Source organism: Leucobacter chironomi DSM 19883, from assembly GCF_000421845.1.
GTDB lineage: Bacteria > Actinomycetota > Actinomycetes > Actinomycetales > Microbacteriaceae > Leucobacter > Leucobacter chironomi.
On sequence record NZ_ATXU01000006.1, the window covers coordinates 114,295 to 129,857 of the forward strand.

At 69.7% G+C, this 15,563-nt stretch carries 15 protein-coding genes; 11 read left to right on the forward strand and 4 right to left on the reverse strand.

Annotated features, from left to right (window positions below; all coding sequences use genetic code 11):
- The first annotated feature begins 43 nt into the window (after positions 1 to 43).
- The 3 genes from rpsK to rplQ all read left to right on the forward strand — a co-directional run bounded on the left by rpsK (position 44) and on the right by rplQ (position 2,179).
- Positions 44 to 442: a 30S ribosomal protein S11 gene (gene rpsK / locus H629_RS0108200; protein WP_017885301.1), complete on the forward strand. Its 399-nt coding sequence runs from the start codon at positions 44 to 46 to the stop codon at positions 440 to 442.
- Between the two features lie 201 nt (positions 443 to 643).
- Entirely contained in the window at positions 644 to 1,630 is a 987-nt protein-coding gene (locus H629_RS0108205) for a DNA-directed RNA polymerase subunit alpha (protein WP_017885300.1), read from the forward strand.
- Positions 1,631 to 1,675: 45 nt separating this feature from the next.
- Positions 1,676 to 2,179 (forward strand): 50S ribosomal protein L17, encoded by a 504-nt coding sequence (rplQ, locus tag H629_RS0108210; RefSeq protein WP_024356794.1) that lies wholly within the window; start codon positions 1,676 to 1,678, stop codon positions 2,177 to 2,179.
- Positions 2,180 to 2,590: 411 nt separating this feature from the next.
- On the opposite strand, the gene H629_RS0108215 is transcribed toward rplQ, so the two are convergent.
- Positions 2,591 to 4,558, reverse strand: a complete 1,968-nt coding sequence (locus H629_RS0108215) for an acyltransferase family protein (protein WP_024356795.1) — start codon at positions 4,556 to 4,558, stop codon at positions 2,591 to 2,593.
- Positions 4,559 to 4,682: 124 nt separating this feature from the next.
- Here H629_RS0108215 and H629_RS0108220 point away from each other — a divergent pair, with 124 nt between their 5' ends.
- Positions 4,683 to 5,591 (forward strand): tRNA pseudouridine synthase A, encoded by a 909-nt coding sequence (locus H629_RS0108220; protein WP_024356796.1) that lies wholly within the window; start codon positions 4,683 to 4,685, stop codon positions 5,589 to 5,591.
- A 28-nt stretch (positions 5,592 to 5,619) separates the two neighbouring features.
- Here the strand turns inward: H629_RS0108220 and H629_RS0108225 are convergent, their stop codons facing one another.
- A complete protein-coding gene (locus H629_RS0108225) occupies positions 5,620 to 6,156 on the reverse strand; it encodes a PadR family transcriptional regulator (protein ID WP_024356797.1) in 537 nt (178 codons plus the stop codon).
- 75 nt (positions 6,157 to 6,231) lie between these two features.
- On the opposite strand from H629_RS0108225, the gene H629_RS0108230 reads away from it, so the two are divergent.
- The 5 genes from H629_RS0108230 to H629_RS0108250 all read left to right on the forward strand — a co-directional run bounded on the left by H629_RS0108230 (position 6,232) and on the right by H629_RS0108250 (position 10,804).
- A complete protein-coding gene (locus H629_RS0108230) occupies positions 6,232 to 7,281 on the forward strand; it encodes a serine hydrolase domain-containing protein (RefSeq protein WP_024356798.1) in 1,050 nt (349 codons plus the stop codon).
- Between the two features lie 159 nt (positions 7,282 to 7,440).
- On the forward strand, positions 7,441 to 7,887 hold the full coding sequence (gene rplM / locus H629_RS0108235) for a 50S ribosomal protein L13 (RefSeq protein ID WP_024356799.1): 447 nt from the start codon (positions 7,441 to 7,443) through the stop codon (positions 7,885 to 7,887).
- Between the two features lie 38 nt (positions 7,888 to 7,925).
- Entirely contained in the window at positions 7,926 to 8,405 is a 480-nt protein-coding gene (gene rpsI / locus H629_RS0108240; RefSeq protein ID WP_024356800.1) for a 30S ribosomal protein S9, read from the forward strand.
- A gap of 17 nt (positions 8,406 to 8,422) precedes the next feature.
- Complete coding sequence (gene glmM / locus H629_RS0108245) at positions 8,423 to 9,772, forward strand: phosphoglucosamine mutase (RefSeq protein WP_024356801.1); 1,350 nt, start codon at positions 8,423 to 8,425, stop codon at positions 9,770 to 9,772.
- 213 nt (positions 9,773 to 9,985) lie between these two features.
- Positions 9,986 to 10,804, forward strand: a complete 819-nt coding sequence (locus H629_RS0108250) for a DUF559 domain-containing protein (protein ID WP_024356802.1) — start codon at positions 9,986 to 9,988, stop codon at positions 10,802 to 10,804.
- A gap of 124 nt (positions 10,805 to 10,928) precedes the next feature.
- On the opposite strand, the gene H629_RS0108255 is transcribed toward H629_RS0108250, so the two are convergent.
- Positions 10,929 to 11,870 carry a helix-turn-helix transcriptional regulator gene (locus tag H629_RS0108255; RefSeq protein WP_024356803.1) on the reverse strand — a complete coding sequence of 314 codons (942 nt, stop codon included), beginning with the start codon at positions 11,868 to 11,870 and terminating at the stop codon, positions 10,929 to 10,931.
- Positions 11,871 to 11,950: 80 nt separating this feature from the next.
- Here H629_RS0108255 and H629_RS0108260 point away from each other — a divergent pair, with 80 nt between their 5' ends.
- The gene (locus tag H629_RS0108260) at positions 11,951 to 12,499 is read left to right on the forward strand and encodes a DinB family protein (protein ID WP_024356804.1); all 549 of its coding nucleotides are present in this window, start codon (positions 11,951 to 11,953) and stop codon (positions 12,497 to 12,499) included.
- Between the two features lie 103 nt (positions 12,500 to 12,602).
- Here H629_RS0108260 and coaA read toward each other — a convergent pair whose 3' ends face one another.
- On the reverse strand, positions 12,603 to 13,538 hold the full coding sequence (gene coaA, locus H629_RS0108265; RefSeq protein WP_029746748.1) for a type I pantothenate kinase: 936 nt from the start codon (positions 13,536 to 13,538) through the stop codon (positions 12,603 to 12,605).
- A gap of 128 nt (positions 13,539 to 13,666) precedes the next feature.
- Between coaA and glmS the strand changes: the two genes are divergently transcribed.
- Positions 13,667 to 15,517 carry a glutamine--fructose-6-phosphate transaminase (isomerizing) gene (gene glmS / locus H629_RS0108270; protein WP_024356806.1) on the forward strand — a complete coding sequence of 617 codons (1,851 nt, stop codon included), beginning with the start codon at positions 13,667 to 13,669 and terminating at the stop codon, positions 15,515 to 15,517.
- Positions 15,518 to 15,563 lie beyond the last annotated feature (46 nt).

Below are 15,563 nucleotides of genomic sequence, written 5' to 3' on the forward strand. Positions count from 1 at the left end.
GGTTCACTGACCGAACACACAGAGCTTTTCAGGAGAACACTCAATGGCTGCACCCAAGACGGCGGCTCGTAAGCCGCGTCGCAAGGACAAGAAGAACGTTGTCGTGGGCCAGGCCCACATCAAGTCGACGTTCAACAACACGATCGTCTCGATCACCGACACCACCGGTGCCGTGATCAGCTGGGCCTCCTCCGGCGGCGTCGGCTTCAAGGGCTCGCGCAAGTCGACCCCGTTCGCCGCGCAGCTCGCCGCCGAGTCGGCCGCGCGCAAGGCGCAGGAGCACGGCATGAAGAAGGTCGACGTCTTCGTGAAGGGTCCGGGCTCGGGTCGCGAGACCGCGATCCGCTCGCTCCAGGCCGCGGGCCTCGAGGTCGGTTCGATCACCGACGTCACCCCGCAGACGCACAACGGCTGCCGGCCGCCCAAGCGTCGCCGCGTCTGAATTCGTTGTCAAGCCGACTGCGGCCGGCTTCGACTGCGACCTCCGGTCGCGGAAGAAGCGGCCGCGTCGGCTCGGCGATTTCTCCGGTCAGGCCGGACTCGGCTTGACCAATCGGGGAAACCGCATACCCGATCAGAACGCAAGTTCCTCCCTTTACCCGCATGAGTCATATAGCGGACTCCAGCGAAAGGACCACACACAGTGCTCATTGCACAGCGACCCACTCTGACTGAAGAATCGATCTCCGAGTACCGTTCGCGTTTCGCCATCGAGCCGCTCGAGCCGGGCTTCGGCTACACGCTCGGCAACTCGCTGCGCCGCACCCTGCTCTCGTCGATCCCGGGCGCCGCCGTGACCAGCGTGCGCTTCGAGGGCGTCGCCCACGAGTTCACGACCATCCCGGGCGTGACCGAGGACGTCACCGAGATCATCCTCAATATCAAGGATCTCGTCGTCTCGAGCGAGCACGACGAGCCCATCACGGCGTACCTGCGCAAGACCGGTGCGGGCGAGGTGACTGCCGCCGACATCTCCGCTCCCGCGGGCGTCGAGGTGCACAACCCCGAGCTCGTCATCGCGACGCTCAGCGACACCGCGCAGTTCGAGCTCGAGCTCACCATCGAGCGCGGCCGCGGTTACGTCTCGGCAGCGCAGAACCGCAACGAGGACGCCGAGGTCGGCCGTATCCCGGTCGACTCGATCTACTCGCCGGTGCTCAAGGTCACCTACCGCGTGGAGGCCACGCGTGCCGGTGAGCGCACCGACTTCGATCGCCTCGTCGTCGACGTCGAGACCAAGCCCGCGATCAGCCCCCGCGATGCGATCGCGTCGGCCGGTTCGACGCTGGTCGAGCTGTTCGGTCTGGCCCGCGAGCTCAACACCGCGGCCGAGGGCGTCGAGATCGGCCCCGCGCCGGTCGAGGTCGTTGCCGAGGGCGAGCTCTCGATCCCGATCGAGGATCTCGACCTCTCCGTGCGCAGCTACAACTGCCTGAAGCGCGAGGGCATCAACACGGTGAGCGAGCTGGTTGCGCTCTCCGAGGCGCAGCTGATGAACATCCGCAACTTCGGTCAGAAGTCCGTGTTCGAGGTGCGCGACAAGCTCACCGAGATGGGCCTCTCGCTGAAGGACGCCGTGCCCGGCTTCGACGGTGCGCAGTTCTACAGCTACGAAGACGACAACAACTAACGATCCGGCACTGTTCGCCTGATCGCACACTTACTGGAGTAAACAATGCCCAAGCCCAACAAGGGCCCCCGCCTCGGAGGCGGCCCCGCACACGAGCGCCTCATGCTGAACCAGATGGCTGCGCAGCTCTTCGAGCACAAGCGCATCCAGACCACGGAGACCAAGGCCAAGCGCCTGCAGCCCGTGGCCGAGCGCCTCGTGACCTTCGCGAAGCGCGGCGACCTCGCCGCTCGTCGTCGCGTCATGCGCCAGATCCTCGACAAGAGCGTCGTGCACGAGCTCTTCACCGAGATCGCGCCGCTCGTCGAGAACCGCGAGGGTGGCTACACCCGCATCATCAAGACCGGTTTCCGCAAGGGCGACAACGCGCCCCTCGCGGTGATCGAGCTCGTGCTCGAGCCCGTCGCCCCGAAGGCCAAGGCGAAGAAGGCTGCGGCCGCGCCGAAGGCTGAAGAGGTCGTCGAGGCGCCTGCCGAGGAGACCGTCGTCGAGGAGGCCGCCGAGGCGCCCGCCGAGACCGAGGCTCCCGCCGAGGAGAAGGCCGAGTAAGGTCCTCCACTCGCAGTGCCGCAGCGCCCCGTGATCCCTCCGGATCACGGGGCGCTGCGCTTGTTCGGGCCGCTGCTGCGCTGTTCGGGCCGCTGCTGCTGCGCTTGTTCGGGCCGCTGCTGCGCTGTTCGGGCTGCTGCTGCGCTGTTCGGGCTGCTGCTGCGCTGTTCGGGCCGCTGCCTCGGTGGGTTACGGACCCGTGCCTGCTCGTTTCTTCGATCGGGGCCACTTTTTGCCGTGTCGCAGCGCGACACGCGGCCAAAAGTGACCCCGATCTGAAGAAGTGGGGCCGTCGGGCTGTGCCGGTGGGCGGATCGCGGTGGATGGGTGGCGCACCGGGCGGACTGCGGATCGCGGCACGTGCGGATCGCGGCACGTGCGGATTGCGGAAGGTGCGGATCGCGGCGGGTGCTAGCGGCGGGGGAGTGCGAAGCCGACGGCCTCGCCCGGACGCTGCACCTCGTCGAGTGCGCGCTGCACGGCGGCCGCGTAGATCTCGCCGCCGCTCGGATTGGGGTGGATGTCGTCGCCGGCGAGCGCGTCGGGTACGCCGGTCACGGCACCGGTCCAGTCGGCGACCACGACTCCGCGATGGGCTGCCGCATAGGAGGTGAGCAGTTCGTTGACGCCGGGGATCCAGTCGCGGTCGGCGTGCGCGTTCACCAGCACGAGCGGGCGAGTCCCCGCCGCGCGGCGGATCGTGTCGAGGTCTTCGGGCTGCACGGGGCCGTTGGTGCCGAGCCCGACGACGAGCACGCCGCGCAGCGCGCTCTGCGACGCGAGCTCGGTCACGATCTCGGCGCCCGCCCCCATGCCCCGCGAGACGGCCGCGTCGACCGAGATGCCGGGGTAGACGGCCTCGAGCTCGGGCAGGCTGGCCAGCATCACCGAGTCGCCCACCGCGACTAGGTCTCGGCCCTCGGGCGAGACGGGCGGGGCCTCGGCGGCGGTCTTCGAGGATCCCGCCGCGCCCGGCGCCTTCTCAGCACCCGGCTGTTTCTCGGCCGCCGCGCCGGAGCCTGCGCCTGAGCCCGTGCCGGAGCCCTCGCGGGCCTTGGCTTCGCCCCGAGCGTCGCCCGCCTCTGCCTCATCAGTCTGCTGCCGACTGCGTTCGAGGGCTTCCTGCCCGCGCGCGATCGCCTCCGCAGCGGAACTCTGCTGCGGGGCCGTCACGAGCGCGGTGACGGCCAGCGGAGCGGTCACGGCGACCACGACACCGAGGACGACTGCGACGAACCGCCTCCGGGGCGTATGATCGCTCGGACGCACGAGCAGGCGCAGAGAACGGCGCAGCCCGAAGCGGCGCACCGGCTGCTCGACGAATCGGTACGAGAGCGCGGCCGCCAGGATCGTGGCGGCCAGCGTCAGCGGCGCCACCAGCCACTCGAGATCCGCGTTCAGAGCGGCCGCGCAGATCAGCAGCAGCGGCCAATGCCACAGGTAGATGCCGTAGGAGCGCTCGCCCACCCACCGCAGCGGCGGCGCGTCGAGCGCGCGGCCGATCCACGCACCCGGCCGGGTCACCGCCCACACCACGAGCAGAGAGGCCCCCGTCGCCAGCTGAAAGCCCCACTGGAAGCTGGCGGGGCTGCCCTCCGCGAGGGTGAGCGCGAGCCACCCGAGCACGCCGAGGCCGACGACCGCCGCGACGCCCGAGACGAGCTGCCGCAGCGCGCCCGGATCCGCCGTCTCCACCGCCGCCGGACGGTGCAGCACCGCCGCCATCGCGGCGCCCAGCAGCAGGCCGAAGGTGTGGCTGTCGGATCCGAAGTAGATGCGGGTGGGGTCGGCCCCGGCCTGCGACAGCGCGACCATCAGCGCCGCAGAGGCGAGGCCGAGCGCCGCGAGCGGGAGGGCGCGCGAGGCCCGGGATCGCAGCCTGACGAGCAGCAGCACGAGGAGCGGCAGCACGATGTAGAACTGCTCCTCGATGGCGAGCGACCACGTGTTGCGGAACAGCTCGGGAGTGTCCCGCGCGAAGTAGTCGGCGCCGTTCGCGATGAACACCCAGTTGCTCACGAAGAACACGGCCCCCGCGATCTGCTGCCTGATCCCGACGAGCAGGTCGCCGCCGACCGCGAGCGCGAGGGCGGTGCTCACCAGCAGCACGAGCCCCAGAGCGGGCAGCAGCCGGCGAGCGCGCCGGCGCCAGAAGACGCCGAGGCGGATCCGCCCGTCCACCTCGTATTCCCGCAGCAGCAGCGAGGTGATGAGGAAGCCGCTCATCGCGAAGAACACGTCGACGCCGAGGAAGCCGCCGGGCAGCAGCGAGGGGAAGAGGTGGTAGCAGAGCACCAGGCCCACGGCGAGGGCGCGCAGGCCGTCGAGACCGCCGAATCGGGCGGTGCGCGGTGCGGGGCTGGGCTGAGGTGTGATCATGGGAAGCTTTCGGCGCTGCGAGCGAGCGCGCATCGGACCATTCTACGCGCCGAGCCGGGGAGCGGCCGGGCCGGGGGCGTCCCCAGAGAGGAAGGCCGGGGCGCGCATCTGGCAGGATCGAGGCGTGACCCTCGAATCCGGACCCAGCGCGCCCCTCACCCGGTTGCGTCTCGACCTCGCCTACGACGGCACCGACTTCTCGGGGTGGGCGGCGCAGCCCGGGCTGCGCACGGTGCAGGGGGAGCTCGAGGCCGCGATCGCGGTGCTGCTGCGCACGGGTGAGGAGGCGGCGCGGCTGACCGTCGGCGGTCGCACCGACGCCGGCGTGCACGCCCGCGGCCAGGTCGCGCATCTCGACGTCGCCGACGCCCGGCTCGCCAAGTGGAGCGCGCGCCGCGGTGCCGACGATGGTCGGAACGGCGCGGCCGAGTCGGCGATGCGGGCGCGCAAGCTGAACGGCGTGCTGAAGCGCTCGGCGCCCGACGTCGTGATCCACGAGGCGAGGGTCGTGCCGGCCGCGTTCGACGCCCGCTTCTCCGCGCTGCGCCGCCGCTACGAGTACCGGCTGCGGGGGGAGGGCATGCGCCGCGATCCGCTCACCGCGCGCTTCACCGCCGACGTGCCGAAGCCCCTCGATCTCGCCGAGATGCAGTGGGCGAGTGACGAGCTGATCGGCCTCAACGATTTCACCACCTTCTGCAAGGCCCGTGAGGGCGCGACCGCGGTGCGCGATCTGCTGTGCTTCGAGTGGCGCGAGACCGAGGACGGCGCCTACGCCGCGCGCATCGAGGCCGACGCCTTCTGCCACTCGATGGTGCGCGCGCTCGTGGGCGCGGTCGTGGCGGTGGGCAGCGGGCGGATCGGGCGCGACGAGCTCGTGGCCCTGCGCGATGCCCGCGAACGGTCGAGCCGCTTCACGGTGATGCCGGCTCACGGCCTGTCGCTGGAGGAGATCGCGTACCCCGCTGACGCCGAGCTCGCGCTGCGCGCCGAGCAGACGCGCGCGCGGCGCGATCCGCTCTCCGGCGACTGAGGCGGGCGGCCGCCGGTCGGCCGGCGGATCAGTCGCGTTCGGCCTCGGCGAGCTCGGAGAAGAAGGTGCGGCCCAGCCCGTGGGTGCGCAGGCCGTACTCGACGGTGAGGCGCTGGTAGCGCGCCAGCTCGCGGTACTGCTCGGGCACCTCGGCGCCGTCGATCATCGCGGCGAGGGCCTCGAGCCGGGCCTCGTCTTCGGCCGCGCGCTGCGCGATGTGCTCGAGCACTGTGCGGCGCTCGGCGGGGGAGGGCAGAGCGCCGAGGAAGTACAGCCGTGACAGCGCTGCGACCTCCAGATCACGATCGGTGATCGGGCCGAGCATCCAGTCCTGGAAAGCGGATCGGCCCTCGGCGGTAACGGCGTAGACCTTCTTCGCGCGCCCGCCGTCGTGCTCCTCGGTGACGGTGACGAGCCCGTCGGCGAGCAGGCGCTGCAGCGCCTGACGCTGCGCGCCGAGGCTCGCCGCGTAGAAGAGGGAGATGCCCGCCTCGAAGAACTTGTTGAGGCTGTAGACGGTCTGCGGGCCCACCGCGATGAGGAGGCCGAGAACTACGTACGCCACGCGCGCCTTTCGGGTATGTTATTCAAAGTAATGTTTCTTTGAGTAATGTTAGTTCGTTCGTGTGTAAGGATCATCATGCCCGATCAGTCCGACATGTCCCTGGAGCCGCTGCGCGCCCGTTTCGACCGCATCGCCCGCCGACGGGGGAGACTCGGGGCGCCCCAGGTGCTGCTGCGCGCCCCCGGCGTCGAGTTCACCTACGGCGATCAGTCGACGCCCTTCCACGCGGCCAGCATCGGCAAGCTGGCCACGGGCGCCATCGTGCTGCAGCTCGCGCGCGGCGAGGCGTTCGGGCTCGACACCGGCATCGACGCACTGCTCCCGGCGCGCGAGATCGCGGGGCTCTTCGCCCCCGGCTCCCGCCCGCCCACGGTGCTGGAACTGCTGCGCCACACCTCCGGCGCGGCCGACTACTTCGAGGGCGACCGCGGCCGTCGCAACGGCCTCGTGCGCGTCGTCGCCGCCCAGCCCGACCGGGTGTGGACCCCCGCTGAGATGCTCGACTTCGCCCGTGAGCATCACCGGCCGGTCGGGGTGCCGGGGGAGCGCTTCCGTTACTCCGACACGGGCTACGTGCTGCTCGGGCGTCTCATCGAGGAGGTGGGCGGCGCCGCCTACCACGAGGCCGTCCGGGATCGCATCGTCGAGCCCCTCGGACTCGAGCGCACCTTCCTGCCCGGCCTCACCTCGCCGGCCCGCGGCGAGGACCGTCTCGCGCCCTGCTACGTCGGGCGCGACGACCTCAGCGCATCCGGAGCGCTGAGCTGCGGCTGGGCCGGGGGCGGGATCGCCGCGACGCCGGCCGACCTCATCGCCTTCAGCGAGGCGCTGCACGGAGGCCGGCTCGTCACGCCGCGCGAACTCGCCATCATGACGGACGTGCGCAGCCGGGTGCGCAGCGGCATCCACTACGGCGCCGCCATGATGGAGCTGCGCTTCGACGGATTCTCGCCCCTGCTGCGCGGACTGCCGAGACCGGTCGGGCATCTCGGATCCCTCGCCACCTACCTCTTCCACGACCGCGCCCGCGGCGCCCATCTCGTCATGAACTTCCACGCCCGGCGCGAGATCTCCCGCGCGATCCGGGCGGCGATCACCGTCGAGAGCGTGCTCGGCAGCCGTTGAGGCCGGGTCTCGGCCCGGATCCGAAGCTGTGCTAAAGTTGATATTTGGTGCGCAAGCACCCGATTTGTTGAGCCCTCCACGCGCTCGAGCACCCTCAGGGGACCGGGCATCGGAGTGGGATCCACGAACACCTCCAATTCGACAGAAAGCAGCACTCAAGTGACTCGCACATATTCGCCGAAGGCCGCCGATCAGAAGCACGACTGGCTCGTCATCGACGCCACCGACGTCGTGCTCGGCCGCCTCGCCTCGCACGCCGCAGCCCTGCTCCGCGGCAAGCACAAGCCGACCTTCGCCCCCCACATGGACATGGGCGACTACGTCATCATCATCAACGCCGACAAGGTCGTGCTGACCGCCAACAAGGCGGCTAAGAAGCTCGCCTACCGCCACTCGGGCTACCCGGGCGGCCTGCGCTCGGTCAGCTACACCGAGCTGCTCGAGAAGAACCCCGAGCGCGCCGTCGAGAAGGCGATCCGCGGCATGCTGCCGAAGAACTCGCTCGGAGCCGACCTGTTCCGCAAGCTGAAGGTCTACCGCGGTGCCGAGCACCCGCACGCGGCTCAGCAGCCCACCCCCTACACCTTCGGCCAGGTCGCGCAGTAATCGCGGCGACGACGAGACATTCAGAGAGAGACTTCACAGTGACTGAAGAGCAGACCGTGGCCCCCGAGAGCTACACCACCGAGACGCCCGCCTCGCAGGCGACCGTGTCGACCCCCCGTCCCGCCCTCACCGTTCCCGGTGCCGCTGTGGGCCGCCGCAAGCAGGCCATCGCCCGCGTGCGCCTCGTCCCCGGCTCGGGCAAGATGACCGTCAACGGCCGTGAGCTCGACGAGTACTTCCCGAACAAGCTGCACCAGCAGCTCATCACCGACCCCTTCACCGTACTCGAGCTGAACGGCTCGTACGACGTGATCGCCCGCATCGTCGGCGGCGGCCCCTCGGGCCAGGCCGGCGCCCTGCGCCTCGCCATCGCCCGCGCGCTGAACGAGATCGACGCCGAGCACAACCGCCCGACGCTCAAGAAGGCCGGCTTCCTGAGCCGCGATGCCCGCATCAAGGAGCGCAAGAAGGCCGGTCTCAAGAAGGCCCGCAAGGCGCCTCAGTACTCGAAGCGCTAAGCAGGAAGCACCCCTCCATGGGACGCCTGTTTGGCACCGACGGGGTTCGTGGTCTGGCCGGGGTCGATGTGACCGCCGAGCTGGCCATGAACCTCGCTCACGCAGCGGCTCTCGTACTCGGGCGTTCAGCCCGGGGCGAGAGCCGTCGCGCGGTCGCCGTCGTGGCGCGCGATCCGCGCGTCTCCGGTGAGTTCATCGCCGCGGCGGTGTCGGCCGGGCTCGCCGCAGCCGGAGTCGACGTGCTCGACGCCGGCGTGATCCCGACCCCCGCCGCCGCCTACCTCGTCGCCGACACCGGCGCCGACTTCGGCGTGATGGTCTCGGCCTCGCACAACCCCGCCCCCGACAACGGCATCAAGTTCTTCGCGGAGGGCGGGCGGAAACTCGCCGACGACATCGAGGACGAGATCCAGGCCGCCATGGGCGGCACCCGGATCGCGGTCACCGGCCGCGAGGTGGGGCGGATCCGCCGCTTCGCGGACGCCGAGGACCGCTACCTCGTGCACCTGCTCGGCACGCTCGAGGGCGTGAAGCTCGAGGGCCTGCACGTGGTGCTCGACTGCGCGCACGGCGCGGCCGCCGGTATCTCGCCCGACGTGTTCACCGACGCCGGCGCGAAGGTCACCGTGATCGGCAACGATCCCGACGGCTTCAACATCAACGACGGTGTGGGATCCACCCATCTCGAACCGCTGATCGCGGCCGTCCGCCGGCACGGGGCCGACCTCGGCATCGCGCATGACGGCGATGCCGACCGCTGCCTCGCGGTCGACGCGAACGGCGACGTCGTCGACGGCGACAAGATCATGGCGATCCTCGCCCTCTCCATGTCGGCTCGCGGCCGGCTCGAGCGCAACACGCTCGTCGCCACCGTCATGTCGAACCTCGGCCTGAAGCTCGCGATGGCCGACAACGGCATCGAGGTCATCGAGACCGGCGTGGGCGACCGCTACGTGCTCGAAGCGATCAACGAGCACGGCTATTCGCTGGGCGGCGAGCAGTCGGGCCACGTGATCATGAGCGACTACGCGACCACCGGCGACGGCATCCTCACGGGGCTGCACCTCGCCGCAGAGGTCAAGCGCACGGGCAAGCCGCTCGCCGAGCTCGCGCAGTGCATGACCGTGTACCCGCAGGTGCTCGTGAACGTGAAGGGCGTGGATCGCGCCGGCGTGGCGGGCGACGAACTGCTGCAGCAGGCCGTGCACCAGGCCGAGATCGCACTGGGCGGCAAGGGGCGGGTGCTGCTGCGCCCCTCCGGCACCGAACCCGTGGTGCGCGTGATGGTCGAGGCTCAGCACGAGGAGCAGGCGCAGCGCCTGGCCGATGACCTCGCCGCCATCGTCAAGGAGCGGCTCGCGGTCTGAGCTGGTCGGCTGGTTGGTTGACTGGCTGGTCGTTTCCCACGGTATGAGATCTGCCGTGGATATGGAGGTTTCCTTCGAAATCTCCATATCCACGGCATTTCTCATATCTACGAACCTCGCTCACAGGTGGGGGTTTCGGCTCGGGCGAGGTGAATTGTCCACAGTTTCATGGATCCGGGCCCTCCGGGATTTCGCATCGTCGAGGCTGAGGCCATGCTTCGAGAGATCCTCGCCTCCCACGACGGCGTTGTGCGCACCCGCACCCTCCTTGAAAACGGGGTGAGCAAGCACCGTGTGGCCCGTGCTGTGTCGGATGGCAAGCTGGTGCGAATCAGAAAAGGCTGGGTGGCCTTGCCCCAAGCGGACTCCGCTCTCGTGTTCGCCGCGGGAGCCGGGCTGATGCTCAGCTGCCTCACTCAGGCTCGCCGGCTCGGGATCTGGGTACGGGAGGCGGATCCGCGGCACTTCGCCGTGCCGCGACCGGGGGCCGAGGTCAGACCTGACGGGGCCAGGCTGCACTACGGGAAGCCGCTGATCCCGCGCGAACGCTTCGCGCTCGTCGACTCTGTCGAGAACGTGCTCGGTCTCATTGCTCACTGTCAGCCGTTTGAAGACGCCGTGGCGGCCTGGGATTCGGCGCTGAATCGGAAGCTCATCGATCGATCTGTGCTCGAACGGCTGCCCCTCGACGGCACGGCGCGGGCGGTGCTCGCGCAGACCACCCCCTTCGCCGACTCCGGGCTGGAAACGTACGTGAGGCTGCGGCTGCGCAGATTCGGAGTGCGGATCATGTGGCAATCCTGGTTGTACGGGCATCATGTCGACTTCCTCATCGGTGAGCGGTTGGTGCTGCAGATCGACGGTGCCCACCACACCGGTCGTCAGCGCACGAGCGATATCGCCCACGATGCCTTGCTGAGGTTGCGAGGCTTCACCGTGCTCCGGGTCAGCTACGAACAGGTGATGTTCCGGTGGCCCGAGGTGCAGGCCCTGGTGATGGATGCCGTCGCCCAGGGTCTGCACCTGGCCTGACCGGCCCGGGCTGCGGCCGTCGATATGGGATCTACCGTGAATAGGGAGATACCGAGCAGGATCGGCATATCTTCGGCAGATCCCAGATCTACGGCAGGTGCCGTACCGTCGGTCGAGGGGCGGATCACCCGGCGAGGCGACCCGCCCAGTCGCGCAACAGAGCGGCGAACTCCGGCGGCTCGGCCGAGATCACCCGAGCTCTAGAGAGGCCCACCAGGAACACCGCCCAGTCGAGCGACGACGCCTCCACCTCGACCCGGCAGCGATCCCCGAGCGCCACCACCGTCGCCCACCGGCCGACGCGGGGGTGCACTTCGACGGCCGGCCGATCCAGCTCCGCGACGACGACCACCTCGGATCGCCCGTGCACGCCGGCCCGCACGAACGCCGCGGGATCCGCATCCCCGGGCAGCCGGCGCTGCCTGAAGCGATCGCCCGTGCCGGCCACCTCGCTCATGCGGTCGAGGCGGAAGCTGCGCCAGTCGCCACGGCCCAGGTCGTAACCCACCAAGTACCAGCGCCGAGCGAGCGTGACGAGGCGGTGCGGCTCGACTCGGCGAGACGTCTGAGCGCCATCGGCCGAGGTGTAGGCGAAGGCGATGCGCTCATCGTCTCGGCAGGCGCGCGCCACCGCGACCAGCGTGCTCGGGTCGATGGTGCTCGACCACGGCGACTCTGCGCTCACCGTCGCCGCGCGCAGCGCCTCGACGCGGCCGTGCAGACGGGCCGGCAGCACGGGCACCACCTTCGCGAGGGCCCGGGCCGAGGTCTCGGCGGTGTCGGCGATCGGCGACTGAGACGAGAGCAGGAGACCGACGATCACGGCCACGGCTTCGGCGTCGTCGAGCATCAGTGGCGGCAGTGACGTGCCGGGATCGAGCCGGTAGCCGCCACCCACGCCGGGGTCGGCGCGCACTGGATAGCCGAGCTCTCTGAGGCGGTCGACATCCCGGCGCAGGGTCCGCAGCGAGACCCCGAGCCGGGAGGCGAGATCCGTGCCGGCCCAGAATCGCCGTTCCTGCAGCAGCGCGAGCAGACTCAGCGCCCGAGATCCGGTGCCCGCCATGCGCCCTCCTATCAGTGACAGAAACTGGCCGCTATTGCTTCTAGCGTAGGTGATACCAGGCCACCGAAAGGACCAGCACCATGCTCAGCACTGATACCTCTTCCGCGCCGCTCGACGGCGAACGCACCGACTTGCTCGCGAGCCTTGCGCACGCGCGCTTCTTCCTGCGGCACACCGCCCGCGGCCTCACCACCGAGCAGGCCGCTCTGCAGCCCACCGCGAGCACGCTCTCGATCGGGGGCCTCATCAAGCATGTGTCGGCCGTCGAGCAGGGCTGGGCCAGGTTCATCCGAGGCGGAGCGGAGGCGATGATGCAGGGGCACAAACCGTTCTCCGAGTGGACCGCCGAGGACTTCGCCGGGCGCGAGCGGGAGTTCCAGCTGCAGCCGGACGAGACGCTGGAGGGCGTGCTCGCGGCCTACGAGGAGGTCGCCGCCGAGGTCGACGGGCTCGTCCGATCCGAACCGTCCCTCGACGCCACGTACGAACTGCCGAAGGCGCCCTGGAACACCGACGCGGCGTGGTCGATCCGCCGCGCACTGCTGCACATCGTCGCGGAGACCGCGCAGCACGCCGGGCACGCCGACATCATCCGCGAGTCGATCGACGGGGCCCAGAGCATGGCGTGACGGTGGTCTGCCGTCGGTATGGGATCTGCCGTCGATATGGAGGATCCGGGTGATAGCGGCATATCTCCGGCAGATTCCATATGGACGGGACGGAGGGGAATCCCTACAACTTCCGCAACAGCACCTTCTGCACGCGGTGATCCGCCTCCTTGCGCAGCACCAGTGTGGCCCGCGCCCGTGTCGGCCGGATGTTCTCGACCAGGTTGGGTTCGTTGATGTTGTTCCAGAACTCGTCGGCGATGGCGCTGGCCGCCTCGTCGTTGAGCGTGGCGAAGCGGCGGAAGTGCGACCGCGGGTTCGAGAATGCGCTCTCGCGCAGGTGCAGGAAGCGCGTCCGGTACCAGCGCTGGATGTCGGACACCCGCGCATCGACGTAGAGCGAGAAGTCGAAGAGGTCGCTCACCGCGAGCGGGTGCTGCATCGAGGCCGGCTGCAGCACGTTGAGCCCCTCGACGATGAGGATGTCGGGCTGCCGCACAACGGTGAACTGGTCGGGCACGATGTCGTAGACGAGGTGGCTGTATACCGGGGCGCGCACTTCCTCGACGCCCGCCTTCACCTGCGACACGAAGCGCAGCAGGGCGCGGCGATCGTACGACTCGGGGAAGCCCTTGCGGTGCACGATGCCGCGGCGCTCGAGCTCGCGGGTGGGGTAGAGGAAGCCGTCGGTGGTGACGAGCTGCACGCTCGGCGTCTCGGGCCAGCGGGCCAGCAGATCTCGCAGGATGCGCGCGACCGTCGACTTGCCCACGGCGACGGATCCCGCGATCCCGATCACGAAGGGGCTCTGCCGCTCGCCGTTGCGCTGCAGGAAACCCCGCGTGCGCTGGTGCATCTCCCGAGTCGCGATCGCGTACTGGTTGATGAGACGGCTGAGGGGCAGGTACACCTCGGAGACCTCGGCGAGGTCGAGCGGTTCGCCGAGGCCGCGGAAGGCGTCGATCTCCTGCTCGGTGAGCGGCATCGGCGTCTCGCCGGCGAGGCGCGACCACTCGGCGCGGTCGATCTCCGTGAAGGGCGACGTGAACTCGGGGCGCATGAGCGCCTGGGTGTCGGTGCTCAGTGCGCCGCGAGGGCGGGGCTCGCGGGGAGCGTCTTCGACACGCGCGGGGTCGGGGGTGCTGTACTCGGCCATCGTTCATCCATCGTGCCACTAAACTTGACCCCATGTGTGGAATCGTCGGATACGTCGGCCCCAACGATACGGTTGAGGCGCTCATCACTGGTCTGCGCCGCCTCGAGTACCGCGGCTACGACTCCGCGGGCATCGCGGTGGTCGACGAGACGGGTGAGATCTCCGTTCGCAAGCGCTCCGGCAAGCTCGCGCGTCTCGAGGAACTGCTGGAGGCCAGCCCCGTGCAGGCCACGGGCACCGGCATCGGGCACACCCGGTGGGCGACGCACGGCGGTCCGACCGATGCCAACGCGCACCCGCACCTCGGCGACGGCGGCAAGCTCGCCCTGATCCATAACGGCATCGTCGAGAACTTCGCCGAGCTGCGCGCCGAGCTCGAGGCCGACGGCATCGAGCTCATCAGCGAGACCGACACCGAGGTGGTGGCTGCGCTCGTGGGCCGCGAGGTGGCGCGTCAGGGCGACCTGGAGAGCGCGTTGCGCTCGGTGGTCACCCGCCTCCACGGCACCTTCACGCTGCTCGCGATGCACCGCGACGAGCCCGGCAAGGTGGTGGCCGCGCGCCACCACTCGCCGCTCGTGGTGGGCCTCGGCGAGGGCGAGAACTTCCTCGGCTCCGACGTGGCGGCCTTCGTGTCGGCGACGCGCCGCGCCGTCGCGGTCGACGAGGACAACATCGCGATCATCACGCCCGACGAGGTGCGCATCACCGACTTCGCCGGCACCCCCGTCGAGTTCTCCGAGTACGAGGTGCAGTGGGACGCCGAGGCCGCCGACAAGGGCGGCTGGTCGTCGTTCATGGCGAAGGAGATCAACGAGCAGCCCGACGCCGTCGCGAACACGGTGCGCGGCCGCATCTCCGACGCCGGCGTCGAGATCCCCGAGCTCACCGAGCTGGGCGACGAGCGACTGCGAGGCATCGAGCGCATCGTCATCATCGCCTGCGGCACGGCGTCGTACGCCGGCCAGGTCGCTGCCTACGCGATCGAGAAGTGGGCTCGCATCCCGGTCGAGGTGCAGCTGAGCCACGAGTTCCGCTACCGCGATCCGGTGCTCTCGGACCGCACCATGGTGATCTCGGTGAGCCAGTCGGGCGAGACCATGGACACGCTCATGGCCGTGAAGTACGCGATCGAGCGCGGTGTCACCACCGTCTCGGTCTGCAACACGCAGAGCGCCACGATCCCGCGCGAATCCGACGCAGCCGTGTACACGCACGCCGGCCCCGAGGTGGCGGTCGCCTCGACCAAGGCGTTCATCGCGCAGATCACGGCGCTGTACCTCGTGGGTCTCCACCTGGGACGGGTGCGCGGCACGCTGTCGGCCGAGGTCTCGGCGCAGGCCGTGCAGCAGTTCGAGGAGCTGCCCGCGAAGGTGCGCGAGGCGGTCGACACGCACGATCAGATCGCGCAGCTGGCGCACTGGATGGCCGACACGCGCTCGGTGCTGTTCCTCGGCCGCCACGTGGGGTACCCCGTGGCGCTGGAGGGCGCGCTGAAGCTCAAGGAGATCGCCTACATCCACGCCGAGGGTTTCGCTGCGGGCGAGCTGAAGCACGGGCCGATCGCGCTCATCGATCACGGCCAGCCGGTGTTCGTGCTGGTGCCGAGCCCGCGCACCTCGCCGCTGATGCACTCGAAGGTCGTGTCGAACATCCAGGAGATCCGTGCTCGCGGCGCCCGGGTGATCGCCGTGGTCGAGAAGGGCGACACCGCGGTGCTGCCGTTCGCCGACGACGTGATCCGGCTTCCTCTCGCCGACGCCCTCTTCGAGCCGCTGCTGCAGGTCGTGCCGCTGCAGTGGTTCGCGCTGGAGCTCTCGACGGTGAAGGGGCTCGACGTCGATCAGCCCCGCAACCTCGCGAAGTCGGTCACGGTGGAGTGAGCCGTCGCTCATTCCAGCCAGTCGGAACCGTCTGAGACCGAGGGAG

Coding starts and splice junctions, on each gene's coding strand:
- rpsK (WP_017885301.1), top strand. CDS start 44: ATGGCTGCACCCAAGACGGCGGCTCGTAAGCCGCGTCGCAAGGACAAG.
- rplQ (WP_024356794.1), top strand. CDS start 1,676: ATGCCCAAGCCCAACAAGGGCCCCCGCCTCGGAGGCGGCCCCGCACAC.
- H629_RS0108215 (WP_024356795.1), bottom strand. CDS start 4,558: ATGATCACACCTCAGCCCAGCCCCGCACCGCGCACCGCCCGATTCGGC.
- H629_RS0108230 (WP_024356798.1), top strand. CDS start 6,232: ATGCCCGATCAGTCCGACATGTCCCTGGAGCCGCTGCGCGCCCGTTTC.
- glmM (WP_024356801.1), top strand. CDS start 8,423: ATGGGACGCCTGTTTGGCACCGACGGGGTTCGTGGTCTGGCCGGGGTC.
- H629_RS0108250 (WP_024356802.1), top strand. CDS start 9,986: ATGCTTCGAGAGATCCTCGCCTCCCACGACGGCGTTGTGCGCACCCGC.
- H629_RS0108255 (WP_024356803.1), bottom strand. CDS start 11,870: ATGGCGGGCACCGGATCTCGGGCGCTGAGTCTGCTCGCGCTGCTGCAG.
- H629_RS0108260 (WP_024356804.1), top strand. CDS start 11,951: ATGCTCAGCACTGATACCTCTTCCGCGCCGCTCGACGGCGAACGCACC.
- coaA (WP_029746748.1), bottom strand. CDS start 13,538: ATGCGCCCCGAGTTCACGTCGCCCTTCACGGAGATCGACCGCGCCGAG.
- glmS (WP_024356806.1), top strand. CDS start 13,667: ATGTGTGGAATCGTCGGATACGTCGGCCCCAACGATACGGTTGAGGCG.